16 protein-coding genes are annotated in these 14,276 nt (G+C 63.2%); 7 read left to right on the top strand and 9 right to left on the bottom strand.

Features of this window, described 5'->3' with window-relative positions; translation table 11 throughout:
* The 7 genes from ABWP50_RS03540 to ABWP50_RS03510 all read left to right on the top strand — a co-directional run.
* Positions 1 to 184, top strand: a 184-nt coding sequence (locus tag ABWP50_RS03540) for a P-II family nitrogen regulator (protein ID WP_353216609.1), incomplete at its 5' end; no start/stop codon positions are given.
* 59 nt (positions 185 to 243) lie between these two features.
* Positions 244 to 921 (top strand): 2,3-diphosphoglycerate-dependent phosphoglycerate mutase, encoded by a 678-nt coding sequence (gene gpmA, locus ABWP50_RS03535; protein WP_353216608.1) that lies wholly within the window; start codon positions 244 to 246, stop codon positions 919 to 921.
* Between the two features lie 85 nt (positions 922 to 1,006).
* Positions 1,007 to 2,263, top strand: coding sequence for an ergothioneine biosynthesis protein EgtB (gene egtB / locus ABWP50_RS03530; protein WP_353216607.1), 1,257 nt, complete (start codon positions 1,007 to 1,009; stop codon positions 2,261 to 2,263).
* 1 nt (position 2,264) lies between these two features.
* Positions 2,265 to 3,251 carry an L-histidine N(alpha)-methyltransferase gene (gene egtD, locus ABWP50_RS03525; protein WP_353216606.1) on the top strand — a complete coding sequence of 329 codons (987 nt, stop codon included), beginning with the start codon at positions 2,265 to 2,267 and terminating at the stop codon, positions 3,249 to 3,251.
* Positions 3,252 to 3,284: 33 nt separating this feature from the next.
* The gene (gene epmB, locus ABWP50_RS03520; RefSeq protein ID WP_353216605.1) at positions 3,285 to 4,313 is read left to right on the top strand and encodes an EF-P beta-lysylation protein EpmB; all 1,029 of its coding nucleotides are present in this window, start codon (positions 3,285 to 3,287) and stop codon (positions 4,311 to 4,313) included.
* A gap of 93 nt (positions 4,314 to 4,406) precedes the next feature.
* Entirely contained in the window at positions 4,407 to 5,075 is a 669-nt protein-coding gene (locus tag ABWP50_RS03515; protein WP_353216604.1) for a hypothetical protein, read from the top strand.
* Between the two features lie 96 nt (positions 5,076 to 5,171).
* Positions 5,172 to 5,663, top strand: coding sequence for a Dps family protein (locus tag ABWP50_RS03510; RefSeq protein ID WP_353216603.1), 492 nt, complete (start codon positions 5,172 to 5,174; stop codon positions 5,661 to 5,663).
* 6 nt (positions 5,664 to 5,669) lie between these two features.
* On the opposite strand, the gene ABWP50_RS03505 is transcribed toward ABWP50_RS03510, so the two are convergent.
* The 9 genes from ABWP50_RS03505 to ABWP50_RS03465 all read right to left on the bottom strand — a co-directional run bounded on the left by ABWP50_RS03505 (position 5,670) and on the right by ABWP50_RS03465 (position 14,124).
* On the bottom strand, positions 5,670 to 6,296 hold the full coding sequence (locus tag ABWP50_RS03505) for a DUF1345 domain-containing protein (protein ID WP_353216602.1): 627 nt from the start codon (positions 6,294 to 6,296) through the stop codon (positions 5,670 to 5,672).
* Positions 6,293 to 7,447 carry a Na+/H+ antiporter NhaA gene (nhaA, locus tag ABWP50_RS03500; protein ID WP_353216601.1) on the bottom strand — a complete coding sequence of 385 codons (1,155 nt, stop codon included), beginning with the start codon at positions 7,445 to 7,447 and terminating at the stop codon, positions 6,293 to 6,295. The genes ABWP50_RS03505 and nhaA overlap by 4 nt, the downstream gene beginning before the upstream one ends.
* A 65-nt stretch (positions 7,448 to 7,512) precedes the next feature.
* Positions 7,513 to 8,607 carry a dTDP-glucose 4,6-dehydratase gene (rfbB, locus tag ABWP50_RS03495; RefSeq protein WP_353216600.1) on the bottom strand — a complete coding sequence of 365 codons (1,095 nt, stop codon included), beginning with the start codon at positions 8,605 to 8,607 and terminating at the stop codon, positions 7,513 to 7,515.
* Complete coding sequence (rfbD, locus tag ABWP50_RS03490) at positions 8,604 to 9,479, bottom strand: dTDP-4-dehydrorhamnose reductase (RefSeq protein WP_353216599.1); 876 nt, start codon at positions 9,477 to 9,479, stop codon at positions 8,604 to 8,606. Before rfbD ends, rfbB begins: the two co-directional genes overlap by 4 nt.
* Positions 9,476 to 10,021, bottom strand: coding sequence for a dTDP-4-dehydrorhamnose 3,5-epimerase (rfbC, locus tag ABWP50_RS03485; protein WP_353216598.1), 546 nt, complete (start codon positions 10,019 to 10,021; stop codon positions 9,476 to 9,478). The genes rfbD and rfbC overlap by 4 nt, the downstream gene beginning before the upstream one ends.
* Complete coding sequence (rfbA, locus tag ABWP50_RS03480) at positions 10,018 to 10,893, bottom strand: glucose-1-phosphate thymidylyltransferase RfbA (RefSeq protein ID WP_353216597.1); 876 nt, start codon at positions 10,891 to 10,893, stop codon at positions 10,018 to 10,020. Before rfbA ends, rfbC begins: the two co-directional genes overlap by 4 nt.
* A 93-nt stretch (positions 10,894 to 10,986) precedes the next feature.
* Positions 10,987 to 11,976 (bottom strand): hypothetical protein, encoded by a 990-nt coding sequence (locus tag ABWP50_RS03475; RefSeq protein WP_353216596.1) that lies wholly within the window; start codon positions 11,974 to 11,976, stop codon positions 10,987 to 10,989.
* A gap of 127 nt (positions 11,977 to 12,103) precedes the next feature.
* The gene (locus ABWP50_RS03470) at positions 12,104 to 13,165 is read right to left on the bottom strand and encodes a glycosyltransferase family 2 protein (protein WP_353216595.1); all 1,062 of its coding nucleotides are present in this window, start codon (positions 13,163 to 13,165) and stop codon (positions 12,104 to 12,106) included.
* Positions 13,165 to 14,124 carry a glycosyltransferase family 2 protein gene (locus ABWP50_RS03465; protein ID WP_353216594.1) on the bottom strand — a complete coding sequence of 320 codons (960 nt, stop codon included), beginning with the start codon at positions 14,122 to 14,124 and terminating at the stop codon, positions 13,165 to 13,167. Before ABWP50_RS03465 ends, ABWP50_RS03470 begins: the two co-directional genes overlap by 1 nt.
* Between the last annotated feature and the right edge of the window lie 152 nt (positions 14,125 to 14,276).

The following is a 14,276-nucleotide window of genomic DNA, read 5'->3' as shown; positions in this document are numbered from 1 at the left end:
TTTGAAGCTGTCAGCCAATTTGCAGATCGATGTTGTCGTTGAGGATGCAGACACGGCGCGGCTGGTCGATTCCATCCTTCTGGCCAGCAGCAGCGCCAACGCAGACAGCGGCAAGATCTTCGTGTCCAGCATCGGCCACGCCGTTCGCATTCGCACCGGGGAACTGGACGACGCGGCGCTTTGAACCGGGCTTCGGGGTGAAATCCTGCTGGCATGGCCGGCGGACTGCGCTAAGAGGCGGCCATGCCTACGCTTGTCCTGCTTCGCCACGGCCAGAGCCAGTGGAACCTTGAAAACCGCTTCACCGGCTGGTGGGATGTCGATCTGACCGACAAGGGTGTCGCCGAAGCGCGTGCCGCAGGTGTCGCAATGGCAGCTGCCGGCATCGATTTTGATATGTCGTTCACCAGCCTGCAAACGCGTGCCATCCGAACCTTGGGCATCGCCTTGCATGCCATGGGCCAGATGTGGGTGCCGGTCATCAAGGATTGGCACCTGAACGAACGCCATTATGGCGGCCTGACCGGGCTGGACAAGGCCGAAACCGCCGCCAAACACGGCGAAGCGCAAGTGCTGGAGTGGCGGCGCAGTTTCGATGTGCCGCCGCCGCCGCTGGAAACCGGCAGCCCGTTCGATCTCTCCACCGATCGCCGCTATGCCGGCATCGCCATCCCGGTCGCCGAAAGCCTGAAAGACACCATCGCCCGCGTGCTGCCCTATTTCAAGGCCGAGATTGCCCCGCAGCTGAAGGCCGGCAAGCGCGTGATCATCGCTGCCCACGGCAACAGCCTGCGCGCGCTGGTCAAGCATCTGTCCGGCGTGTCGGATGACGACATCGTCCACGAGGAAATCCCCACCGGCCAACCGATGGTCTATGATCTGGCCGACGATCTGACCGCGATATCACGCCGCTACATTTGAGGGTGCGCGGGCAAGGCTCAGCCGGTCAGGCACCGTCCGCTTAATACCGCCACAAACCACTGATTGACCGGGAAGGCCCCGCCGCATGGCCACCAACACCGGCATTTACGCCCTTGACCGCCTTGACCCAGCAGCATTGCTGGCAGCCTTCGCGCGCACGCGCAGCCTGACGGCGGCATTGGCGGCGCCGCTGTCGGATGCCGATGCCAGCGTGCAATCCATGCCCGATGCCTCGCCGGCAAAATGGCACCTGGCGCACACCAGCTGGTTTTTTGAAACATTCGTGCTCGCCGATGTGCCGGGTTATCGGGCGTATGATCCGCGCTACGCCTATCTGTTCAACAGCTATTACGAAGCGGTTGGCCCGCGCCATCCGCGTGATCGGCGCGGCATGCTCACCCGGCCGGCGCTGGCGGATGTGCTGGCGTGGCGCGGCCATGTCGATGCTGCGCTGGCGGCCGCGTTGCCGGGGCTGAACCCGGCGGCGCTGGCGCTGGTGGAATTGGGCATCAATCACGAGCAGCAGCATCAGGAATTGCTGCTGACCGATATTCTGGATCTGTTTGCGGCCAACCCGCTGGAACCGGCCTATCTGCCCGCCCCGCCGATCAACCTGATGCCGCGCGCAAGCGGCTGGCAGCATCATGCCGGCGGCATTGTGCGCGTCGGCCACGCCGGCAACGGTTTTGCGTTTGATTGCGAAGGGCCGGCGCACGATGTGCTGCTGCGCCCCTGGCAATTGGCCAGCACTTTGGTGAGCAATGCCGAATGGCAGGCCTTCATCGCCGATGGCGGCTATGCCGATCCGCGGCTCTGGCTGTCGGACGGCTGGGCCTGGGTGCAGCGCAGCGGAATTGCCGCGCCGCTGCGCTGGCAGGCTAGCGACGATGGCTGGACCAGCATGACGCTGGCCGGGCGGCAGCCGCTGGCACCGCACGCGCCGGTGACGCACATCAACTGGTATGAAGCCGATGCGTTTGCCACCTGGGCCGGCGCACGCCTGCCGACCGAGGCCGAATGGGAGGTGGCAGCAGGATGCGATGACGCAGCGGCCGGCAACCAGTTGGACAGCGCGGCAGCCGTGCGGCCCGGCAGCACCAGTCAGGGCCTGTTCGGCGATTGCTGGCAATGGACGGCATCGGCATTCCTGCCGCATCCCGGATTTCGGCCGGCGCCGGGCGCGGTGGGTGAGTATAATGGCAAGTTCATGAGCGGCCAGATGGTGCTGAAAGGCGCCAGCTGCGCCACGCCGCGCGGCAGTTCACGGGCCAGCGTGCGCAATTTCTTCGCGCCGCAGCAGCGCTGGCAATTCACCGGCCTGCGCCTTGCAAGGGATGCTTGAGATGTTTGAACCTGCCGGGCCAGTTGCAGCCGATTGTGCCGCCAATGCGTTCGAATTGGCCGTGCGCACGGGATTGGCGCAGCCGCAAAAAATCATCCCGGCCCGCTATTTCTACGACGAAGCCGGCTCGCAGCTGTTCGAAGCGATAACGCAGCTGCCCGAATATTATCCCACCCGCACCGAAACTGCGATTTTGGCTGATCATGGCGCTGCGATTGCGGCCGCGATTGGGCCGGGGCGCGCACTTGTGGAATTCGGATCGGGATCATCGGCGAAAACCCCGCTGCTGCTGCGGCCGCTGCACGCGGCGGCCTATGTGCCTGTCGATATATCCGGCGCCTATCTGAACCAATCGGCGGCTGCGCTGGGCTTGCAGTTTCCCGATCTGGCGATCCTGCCGGTGCTGGCCGATTTCACCCAGGCCTTTGCGCTGCCGGCGGCGGTGGCCGCGCTGCCAAGGCTGGGCTTTTTCCCCGGATCGACGCTGGGGAATCTGGCGCCCGGCGCGGCCATCGATCTGCTGCGCGGCTTTGCGCAGCTGCTGGGGCCAGACAGCTGGCTGGTGATCGGCACCGATCTGGCGCCGGGGCCGGGCAAATCCGTGGCCGTGCTGGAGGCGGCCTATGACGATGCCGCCGGCGTTACGGCTGCCTTCAATTGCAACCTGCTGCACCGCATCAATCGCGAACTGGGCGGCACGGTGCGGGTGGCGCATTTTGCGCACAGCGCCGTCTGGAACGCCGATCTCGGCCGTATCGAGATGCATCTGGTCGCCCGCTGCGACACGGATTTTACCGCGGCCGGGCAGGCATTCACCATGGCAGCCGGTGAGACGATCCACACCGAAAACAGCTACAAATGGACACTGGCTGATACCCGGCTGATGGCCCAGGCCAGCGGCTGGACGCCGGCGCACACATGGACCGATGGCGCAGGCTGCTTCGCCGTGCAGCTATGGCGGCACAATTGCGGCGCGATGCAGCCATAGGCTGACGACCATATTTGGCGGGACCAGACTTCCATGACGTTTTTACAAATTGATACCGCTGAGCGGAGCGTGCCCGCAATCGGCGATTGGCAGGCGCAGGCGCGGGCGGCGCGGATCAGCACCGCCGATCTGCTGGCGCATTTGCAGCTGACGCCGGGCGATTTTGCGGCCGGCGTGATTGCCGATCCCGATTTTCCCGTGCTGGTGCCGCCGCATTTCCTGGCGCAAATCCGTGCCCGCGATCCAGCCGATCCGCTGTTGGCGCAGGTGCTGGCGCGCGGGGAGGAGGCGTGGCCGCAGCCGGGGCGGTTGACCGATCCGCTGGAGGAGGCCGATTATCGCGCCGCGCCGGGCCTGCTGCGCAAATATCGCAGCCGCGCGCTGCTGATCGCCAGCGGCGCCTGCGCCGTGCATTGCCGCTATTGTTTTCGCCGCCATTATGATTACGGCGCAGCGGCGCTGCCGGCATCGGGCCAGGCGGCGGCGCTGGCGGCGATTGCCGCTGATCCGGCGATTGATGAAGTGATATTGTCGGGCGGTGATCCGCTCAGCCTGTCCGATGCGCGGCTGGCGGCGCTGGCGGCAGGCATCGCCGGCATCGCGCACGTCAACACGCTGCGCCTGCACAGCCGCACATTGGTGGTGATCCCGGCGCGGGTAACGGATGCACTGGTGGAGATGATCGCCGCGTCACGGCTGCAGACGGTTATCGTGCTGCACAGCAACCACGCCAACGAGCTTTCGGATGACGTTCGCGGTGCGCTGCTGCGGCTGCGCGCTGCCGGCGCCACCTTGCTCAATCAATCGGTGTTGCTGGCCGGTGTGAACGATGCTGCCGAGGTGATTGCAGGGCATTGCCGGCGGCTGCTGGCCTGCGGCGTGCTACCTTATTATATGCACCTTACCGATCCGGTGGCCGGCACCGCGCATTTTGACGTGGGCACTGAAATGGCGCGGGATATCGAAGCGGATTTGCGCAGGATGCTGCCGGGTTATCTGGTGCCGCGCTTTGTGCGCGAAGTGCCGGGCGAGCTGTCAAAAACGCCGCTGTGGGCGCTCTAGCGACTTTATGAACAGCCGATAACAACATCGTTCAGAAAACCCACACACAGGCTGTGCGATATGACCTCTTGTTACCAAAAGAGGAGACAGACGATGAAACGCACGGGCATGATGATGATGGCCACGCTGCTGGTGGCCGCCCCGGCATTTGCCGGCGACGATGACCGCCGCGAGCGCCGGGAAGACCGCCGCGACGTGTCCCGCGCAGCGCAGCGCGTGTTTGACGAGCGGCAGGATCTGTACCGCGCCCAGCAGTTCGGCAATCCGCGTGACATCCGCGAGGAAAGCCGCGAACTGCGCCGCGCCGAACGCGATTTGCAGCGCGAACGCCAGGATCTGGCGCGCAGCCAGTGGGGCGGTGGCCGCGGTTATGCGCAGTCCTATGGCGATGGCCGGAATGACAACCGTTGGAATGACAACCGTTGGAATGATGGCAATCGCAGCGGCCCTGGCTGGCAGCGCGATGGCTGGCGTGGGCAGGATTGGCATGCCGAGCAATTTTATCGGCAGGGCAATGGCCAGGGCAATTACCGCCCCGTCGTGCTTGGCCGCAACGATCCGGTATGGCGCGGTTATGACAACCGCTATTATTGCCGGCGCAGCGACGGCAGCACGGGCCTGATCATCGGCGGCCTTGCCGGCGGCGCGCTGGGCAATGTGATCGCACCGGGCGGCTCCAAGCTGCTGGGCAGCATCATCGGCGGCAGCCTGGGCGCGGTGATTGGCGAAAGGTCAGATCGCAATCGGGTTGTCTGCCAGTAACTGGTCAATGAGCAAAACCAATGGCGTTCATCGGAAAAACCCGGTGGACGCCCTTTGGCGGTTTGGCCATAAGCGCTCAACGAACGGAGAATGAAGATGACCAAGAAAAAAGAGCAGGCTGCGCAAATCGATCTGGGCATGCCCGATGATCAGCGCCGGGCCATCGCTGCCGGTTTGTCACGCCTGCTGGCGGATACCTATACCCTGTATCTCAAAACCCACAATTTTCACTGGAATGTCACTGGCCCGCAGTTCAATTCACTGCATCTGATGTTTGAAGGCCAATATACGGAATTGTCGCTGGCCGTCGATCTGATCGCCGAGCGGATTCGCGCCTTGGGTGAGCCCGCGCCGGGCAGCTATTCGGCCTATGCCGCGCTGTCGTCCATCGCCGAAGCCGATGGCGTGCCGGCCGCCGCCGACATGGTGCGGATCCTGGCGGATGATCAACTGGCCGTGGTGCGCACCGCGCGCAGCATTTTTGCCGCCGCCGATGCCGCCAGTGATGAGCCGACCGCCGATCTGCTGACGCAGCGCATGCAGGTGCACGAAAAAACCGCGTGGATGCTGCGCGCCAATCTCGGCTGATGACGCTCAGGCCAATGCGCTGGCAACCAGGCTGACCGTGAGGGCGATCACCGCGATGTTGAAGGCGAAGGCCAGCATACCGTGGACCAATACGACCCGGCGAATGGCACGGGTGGTGATCACCACGTCTGACACCTGGAAGGTCATGCCGATGGTGAAGGCGAAATAAAGAAAGTCACTGAAATCCGGATCGACATCGTCGCCAGGAAATTCAAGCCCGCCGCTGATGCTCTTGCCGACAGGTTCGTAGAACAAGTGCATGTAATGCAGAGAAAACAGGCTGTTGGCGAAGAGCCATGCCATTGTGAGTGATCCGGCGGCCAGCAGCAGGATGTCTGGATCGCGATCACCGCTTCGCAGCTCCGCCGCCAACCCGACGAGCACGACGGCCAGCACCAGAAGCGCCATGACGCGCAAAACGGCATGCCCAGGTTCGGCAGCGCGGGCACGCAACATTGCGGGAGTTGCTGGTCGCATCCGCACTGCAAGGGCCACGAGAAAGGCGATGACCGAGGCGTCAAAGGCCAGCAGCAACGCCGTGTCACGGGGCATGATTTGCGGCAATAGGGCCAGCAGTATCGCCATCAGGCCGGCGAAGGCCGTATAATGCGGGAAGCGCTTCAGCCAGTTCATGTTTGTCGTCGGCTGCCTGACAGAACGGCAGCGCCCAGCAGCGCTGCAATCAGGCTGCCGGCGATGATGCCCAGCTTGGCGGCATTTTCCTGAGCGCTGCCTTCGCCGAAGGCCAGGGCCGAGATGAACAGGCTCATGGTAAAGCCGATGCCGCAGAGCAGCGCCATGCCCCACAGCTGCCGCATGCTGGCGCCCGCTGGCATATCGACGATCTTCAGCCGCACCAGCGCCATGACAGCGCCGAAAATCCCGATCATCTTGCCCAGCACCAGGCCGGCCGCAATGCCAAGCACGAGCGGATCAAGGGCCTGCGCTGCTGTCAGCCCGCGCAGATCGACACCGGCGTTGGCAAAGCCGAACAGCGGCACAATCGCAAAACTGACCCAGGAGGCCAGCGCATGTTCGACGCGCAGCAGCGGGCTTTCGCGGTGCTCGGGCTGGCCCGGTGTCCGCTGCAGCGGGAGGGCCAGTGCCGTGATCACGCCGGCCAGTGTGGCGTGGATGCCGCTGGCATGCAGCGCGGCCCACAGCGCGGCACCAACCACCACATAAGCCCACACCGCTTGCACATTGCGGACACTGAGCGCCAGCAGAACCCCACACAATGCCACTGCAACAGCCAGTGCATTCACATCGACGCCCTCGGTATACACCAGCGCAATCACGACAACCGCCCCCAGATCATCAATCACGGCAATGGCCGTCAGCAGCAATTTCAGGCTGCCCGGCACCCGGTTGCCCAGCAGCGCCAGCACGCCCAGCGCAAAGGCAATATCGGTGGCAGTGGGGACCGCCCAGCCGTTCATATTGCCCGGCACACCGCGGTTTACGGCCAGAAACACCAGCGCCGGCACAGCCATGCCGGCCAGCGCCGCCGCGCCAGGCAATATGCGCCGCGGCCAGCTGGCCATTTCGCCATCGACAAATTCGCGTTTGATCTCACAGCCAACAAGCAGGAAAAACAACGCCATAAGCGCATCGTTGATCCAGTGCAGCAGGCTCATCGGGCCAAGTTCGACATGGAGGAGGCCAAAATATTGGTCTGATAAAACGGAATTGGCTGCAAACATCGCTGCGGCAGCAGAAAACATCAGGATCTGACCGCCACTGGCCTGGTTGGTCAGAAACTCGCGCAGGATCGACAGTCTCAAATGGGGCAGGGGGCGCGGCACGGCTTTGGTTAGCAGCTACGAGCCCGCCGCAATATCAAAACCGGTCAGCCGCGCCCCGAATAATTGGCCGCAACCCAATCGCGGTAGCTGCCGTCCAGCACAGCCCGCCACCAGCCTTCATTGGCAAGATACCAGCCTAGCGTTTCGGCAAAGCCCTGCGCAAAGCTGCGCGCCGGCGCATAGCCAAGCTCGGCGCGGGCCTTGGTTTCATCGATGGCATAGCGGCGATCATGGCCGGGACGATCGGTCACGAATGTTTTCAGGCTGTTGGTTGGCAGACCCTTGGCGGCCGGCGCATCCGGGAAGCGCGCGGCCAGGGCTGGATCGGCCGCAAATGCCGCATCCACCGCCGCGCACAGCGTGTCGATCACGGTTAGATTGGGCAGTTCGGCGCCGCCGCCGATGTTGTAGGTTTCGCCGACCCGGCCCTTGAGCAGGCAGGCTTCGATACCCCGGCAATGATCCTCGACATGCAGCCAGTCGCGCACCTGCTGGCCATCGCCGTAAATCGGCAGCGCCCGGCCATGCAGCGCATTGATCAGGAACAACGGGATCAATTTTTCGGGGAATTGATACGGGCCATAATTGTTGGAACAATTGCTGGTGACGGTATCCAGCCCATATGTGTGATGCCAGGCGCGCACGAGATGGTCGCTGGCGGCCTTGCTGGCCGAATAGGGGCTGTTGGGGGCATAAGCGGTGGTTTCGCTGAAGGCCGGATCGTGCGGCCCCAGCGTGCCGTACACCTCGTCGGTCGAAACATGGTGAAAACGGTGCGGGCGGCCACTGCCCGCCAGCCAGATGCTGCGCGCCGCCGTGAGCAGCGACAGCGTGCCGATCACATTGGTGTCCACAAAGGCGGCCGGGGCATGGATCGAACGATCGACATGGCTTTCGGCGGCAAAATGCACGATCGTGTCAATGGCGTGTTCACTGAGCAGCCGTTCCACCAGCGCCGTGTCGCGGATATCGCCGTGCACGAAATTCACCTGATCCGCGCCGGCCAGATTGGCTCGATTGCCAGCATATGTAAGCGAATCCAGGACGACAATGGCGTCATCGCCATGATGCTGCCGCCAATAATGCACGAAATTGGCACCGATGAAGCCGGCGCCGCCGGTGACGAGCAAATTGGTCATGTGGATGCTTTTCCAGGATCAGTTTGGGCCATGGCGTGCAGGCAATCGACGAGTTCGTGCCGCCAGTGCCGGGCCGGGCCGGTTATTGCCCAGCTGCTGCTTTTGTCCAGCACACTCCAGGCCGGCCGGCGCGCCGGGGTTGGATAAGCGCTGGAGGGGATCGGAATCACCGGCACGCGGCGGGTCAGCAGGCCCAGCGCCAGCGCTTCGTCTTGAATGGCGACGGCAAAATCATGCCAGCTGGCCACGCCGGCATCTGTCCAGTGAAAAACGCCGCTGTGGCTGTGCAGGCCCCAAATGGCCCGGGCCAGGCTGGCGGCATGGGTTGGTGTGCCGATCTGGTCGCCCACCACGCGCACTTCGTCCCGCTCCGCCATCAGGCGCAGCATGGTGCGCACGAAATTATTGCCGGCCGCTGCATAAACCCAGGCGGTGCGGATGATCAGCGGCGCCGGATGCTGCGCTTGCGCTGCAAATTCCCCGGCCAGCTTGGTGCGGCCATAGGCGCTGGCCGGCGCTGGCGGTGTGTCTGGCGCATACGGCCGGCAGGCTTCGCCGTCGAATACATAATCGGTGGACACTTGCACAAAGCGGGCACCGCAGCCGGCAGCAGCAGCAGCCAGATAGCCCACCGCGGTGGCATTCACCGCCAGCGCAGCCGCTTCCTCGGCCTCGGCCTTGTCAACCGCCGTCCAGGCTGCAGCATTTACCACCAGATCAGGCGCGGTGGCGGCGACCACGGCGGCGACCTCGCTGGCGTTGCAAATATCAAATTCGGCTTCAGGCGGCGCGATCAACGTAACGCCGGTCGGCGCGGTCGCAGCCAGGGCGCGGCCCAGTTGCCCGCCGCTGCCCGCAACGAGCACTTTCATGCGAACAACTCCGCATCGGCAAGCAGGGGTGCTGCGCCATCCTTGCCCGAAAGCGTCGGGGCCGTGCCGACATCGGGCCATGCGATGCCCAGTGCCGAATCATCCCAACGCAGCGAGCGTTCGTCGGACGGATCGTAAAACTGCGTCACCTTGTATTGAAAATCAGCTGTTTCGCTTAGTACCAGAAAGCCATGCGCAAAACCGGGCGGCACCCACAGCATGCGGTGATTGTCTTCGCTCAATTCGACGCCGAATGATTTGCCGAAATGCGGCGATGACCGGCGCATGTCCACAGCCACATCATGAACAGCGCCGCGGGTCACGCGCACCAATTTGCCCTGCGGATTGAGCATCTGATAATGCAGGCCGCGCAGCACGCCGCGCGCTGACCGGCTATGATTGTCCTGCACGAAATCCATATCGAGGCCATTGTCGGCAAAGCTGCGGGCGTTCCAGCTTTCGAGGAAAAAGCCGCGCGCATCGCCGAACACGCGCGGTTCGATCAGCAGCACGCCGGGCAGGCCGGTTTCGCTGACCTTCACTTGCCGTGCTCCAGCAGCTCGAGCAAATAGATGCCATAACCGGATTTCTTCAGCGGCTGCGCAATCCGCGCCAGCTGTTCGTCGGTGATGAAACCCTTGCGCCATGCGATTTCTTCGGGGCAGGCAATTTTCAGGCCTTGGCGCTCCTCGACAATGCGGACGAACAGCGCGGCATCGAGCAGCGAGCCGTGGGTGCCGGTATCCAGCCAGGCAAAGCCGCGGCCCATCAATTCCACAACAAGCTTGCCAGCTTCGAGATACAGCCGGTTAAGATCGGTGATTTCGAGTTCGCCGCGCGGCGACGGTTTCAGGTCGCGGGCCAGGGCGGCGGCATCGCCATCATAGAAATACAGGCCGGTCACGGCGAAATTGCTCTTCGGTTTCACCGGCTTTTCCTCGATGGTCAGCGCGCGGCCGTGGGCATCGAACGACACAACTCCATAAGCGCTGGCATCCTTGACATAATAGCCGAACACCGTCGCGCCGGCATCGCGGGCGTCCGCCATGGCCAGCAATTCGGGCAAGCCGTGACCGTGGAAGATATTGTCGCCCAGGATCAGCACCGACGGGTCATTGCCGACAAAATCCGCGCCGATATGATAGGCCTGCGCCAGGCCTTCCGGGCGCGGCTGCTCGGCATAGTGGATGTTGATGCCCCACTGGCTGCCATCACCCAGCAGATTGACGAACGCCGGGGCATCGGCCGGGGTAGTGATCAGCATGATATCGCGCACGCCCGCCAGCATCAAAACCGACAATGGGTAATAAATCATCGGCTTGTCGTAAACCGGCATCAATTGCTTGGATACCGGCCGTGTCAGTGGATAGAGGCGGGTTCCGGATCCGCCTGCCAAAATAATCCCGCGGCGCATGCAAATTCCCTCATCGATATTGACCAGAATCTGCCCGATCCGGTCCCTAATCTGGCGTCACAGGATCGGCGGCTGATGCCCGCCGCCAACCAATCAGCCAGCCGGAGCTGCGGCTTTGGCGGGCGCTGCAGCACCGCCCGGCTTCGCCTTGCCGCGGGTATCATCAGCGGCCTTTTGTTTTGCCGCTGCTGCCGCCTGCTTGTCGAGCAGGGCCGCGACCTTTTCGGGCGAATCAAAGCCCTTGCCATACACGATCTTGCCTTTGGCGGTTTCGCGCAGCTTGGTCAGTTCGGCCTGCAGGCGGCGAGTGATTTCTTGGCGCTGCATCAGCTGCTGGGCATAGGCAATGGCGCGTTCACCGGTGAACGGTTCCTGCTTCATCTGGCTGACCACGTTGACATAAACGATCGGCGACGGCGCGCCGGCCGGTTGATCGGTGAACATGAACGGCTCACCGTTCGGGCCGCGCGCCATACGGATGACTTCGCTGCTCAGGCGCGGATCGAGCATCAGTGTATCCAGCTGCTGCGGCGCGCGGCGATATTCGATATTGGCATTGATCAGCACAGTTTCCACTTCCTGCATGGTCTTGGCCGTTTGCATCGGCAACGCAGCGAAGTTCGGCGGCTGAAGGAACTGGATTTGATCGAGGGTCATGATGCGGCGGTCCCCGAAGATCACCGGATTCTGCTCGACATATTTCTGTGCCTGTTCGCGCGGCGTCACGCCGACCTTGCTCGAAACTTCGGCTTGCAGCGCCTGCACCAGCAGATTTTCATCATTGCGGGTCTTGGCGAGCACATATTGCGGCGATTGATCGAGCTTGCGGGTTTGCGCTTCGCTCGCAAGCATCTTGCGTTCGATCACACGCGCAAGGCCAACCGCTTCGATCAACTTGCGCGGCGCCGATTGTGCCTGCTGGCCCAGCGAGGAGATTTCCTGATTCACCTCGTGAATGGTGATATCGCGGCCATCCAGCGAGGCAACAACCTGGCCATCGGGCTTGTCACCATCCTTGGAACAGCCGACCAGCAAGGCTGCGGCGGCGACGGTGATCAAGAAACCAGCAGATTTTGACAGCATGACGACACTCCAGTTTCATAGCCGCTCAAGTAAACGACGGATTTCGCGCTCTCTTGCCTCTGCGGCCAAAGCCAGTCAATGCTGCACTGGCAAGTGTGGACGCCGCGAGCGTCCGGCGGCCCGGCCGTTACCGCATCCGCAGTCCCAGCGAAGCCCGGATCAGCGCTTTGGCATTGTCCGGCCGACGGCGGATCAGCCGCCGTGCAGCCATTGCCCAGGTCAGTGCGATGTGCAGCGGCAGCAGCAGTGGAAAAAACCGCGCCGTGAAGCGGATTCGTGATCGGGCCATCCAATAGTCACTGAAGGCGCTGCGGGCTTGGGTGGCATTGGGCGAACCGATCGACGCCCCGGCCTTGTGATAAACCACGGCGCCGTGCGCAAATCCGGTGGTCATTTGCTCGTCCCCCAGGCGCCGATTGCGCATCGCCCAGTCCATTTCCTCATAATAAAGGAAATAGGTTTCCTCCATCAGGCCGACCTGTTCAAGGAACGGACGGCTTACCGCCAGGCTGGCACCCAGCACGAAATCAGTGGCTTCGGCGATATCCTGCGGATTGTAGGGCGTGTAAATCAGTTCATTGCCGCCGAGCGCGCGGCCCATGCCGGTGATCGGGCTGAAGCTGTAGCCGCCCAGAGCCTGCAACCGATCTGGCTGCCAATACTGGCGCACGACGGTGCCGCACATGCCCACGCGCGGAATGGCCAGCATGCGGTTCGCCAGCGCCTCGGCACAATCCGGGATCACCACGGCATCGTTGTTGAGCAGCCAGAAATACTGCACGGCCGGATCGGTCAGCAAATGCCTGAGGCCAAGGTTGTTGCCGCCCGCAAATCCCAGATTGTCCGGGGACACGATCAGCGTCAGTGCAGCGATGCTGCCGGTGCCAATTTCAGCCGGCGCGATGATATTGACCGGCATCGGCTTGCGAATGGCCGGCGTGGACAGCGCCGCCAGGCCCGGCGAGCCAGCAGATGGGCTATATTCACCCTTGGCCCACGCCAGGATTCGATCAGCGGAGCCATCGCCCGAGCCATTTTCCACCACCACCACCTTCAGGCGAATGGTGGAACGCAGCAGGCTTTCCAGGCACTCGATCGTATCATCGGCGCCGCGGAAATTCACGATCACGACACCCATGGTCGTGCGCGCGGCTGGTTTTGTGCTGCCTGGGCGAAATTGCGATGCCATCAGCGGTTCCATGCCGTGGGCCGGGCTGTGCCCGATGCAGCCGCCAGCATGGCACGCGCGCGGTACCACCGGATGGCAAACAACACGCGCAGGCCACGATAGCGATTCATCATGCCCGAAATCAGCGGAGACAGCAGGATATGCCGCATATCGATCGCCGGCGATGCCACCATGATCGCCACCAGCAACCACCACCGCCACAGCGGCCGGCCGCTGCTGTGATGCTCTTCCCAGAAATGATTGGTCATCCGGTCGAATTTGCGGGCCAGTGAGGCAAAATCCGCTCTTGGCGGGTGTAGCACCAGCATAGCCGGCTGGTAGGTCAGCACTTTGCCCATGGCGTGTGCGCGTTGGCCCCAATCGACATCCTCGGCGATGGCGATGCCGCCAAACGGGCCGACCGCGCGCAGCATCTCGCGCGGCATCGCAAGATTGGCGGTGACCGAAAAATACTTCCTGGCGATATAATAGGCCTGCCGAAAGCCAAGCACTGATTCAAAGGCTTCGATACCGGTCAATCGCTGCGGATCGGCGACATCCACGGCAACCCGGCCGCCAACGATCTGGCCCGCAGCAGCGCCGGCATGGGCATTGGCCAACCAACCGGGCTGGGCGATGCAATCGGCATCGGTGAAGGCCAGCAGATCAGCCCGGGCAGCCTGGGCGCCGGTGTTGCGCGCCGGGCCGGGGCCGGGTGTGCGATCAACCAGCACGCGCACGCCCGGGAACCGCGCCGCGACCAGCGCATCGATCGGTTCGCGTGAGCCGTTGTCCACGACAATGACTTCAAAAGCGCCGGCGGCAAGTTCCTGGGTGGTCACCGAGGCCAAGCAGCGGCACAAGCTGTCCGGCGTGTTCAGATGCGGGATCACCACGGTTATGACAGGGCCTGTCAAAACGCCTGTGTCAGACGCGGTATTGCCGTCTGCTCGGCCTGCTGCATCTGGAGGGCACGTCATGGCCGCACCCGCATCGCCGGCAGTGCCATGCAGGAGCGCCTGCGAGGCTGGACCAGCCGGCCCCACATCGTCACCCACGGCATTTGCGCATTCATGCCAGTTGGCAGAACCATTGCTGTCATCATCCCGGATATCTGGACAGGCCGGACGGC

Origin of the sequence: Sandarakinorhabdus sp. (genome assembly GCF_040398645.1) — a bacterium.
Taxonomy (GTDB): domain Bacteria; phylum Pseudomonadota; class Alphaproteobacteria; order Sphingomonadales; family Sphingomonadaceae; genus Sandarakinorhabdus.
Note: the sequence above shows the minus strand (reverse complement) of the source record. Positions and strands in the feature narration are given on the sequence as shown.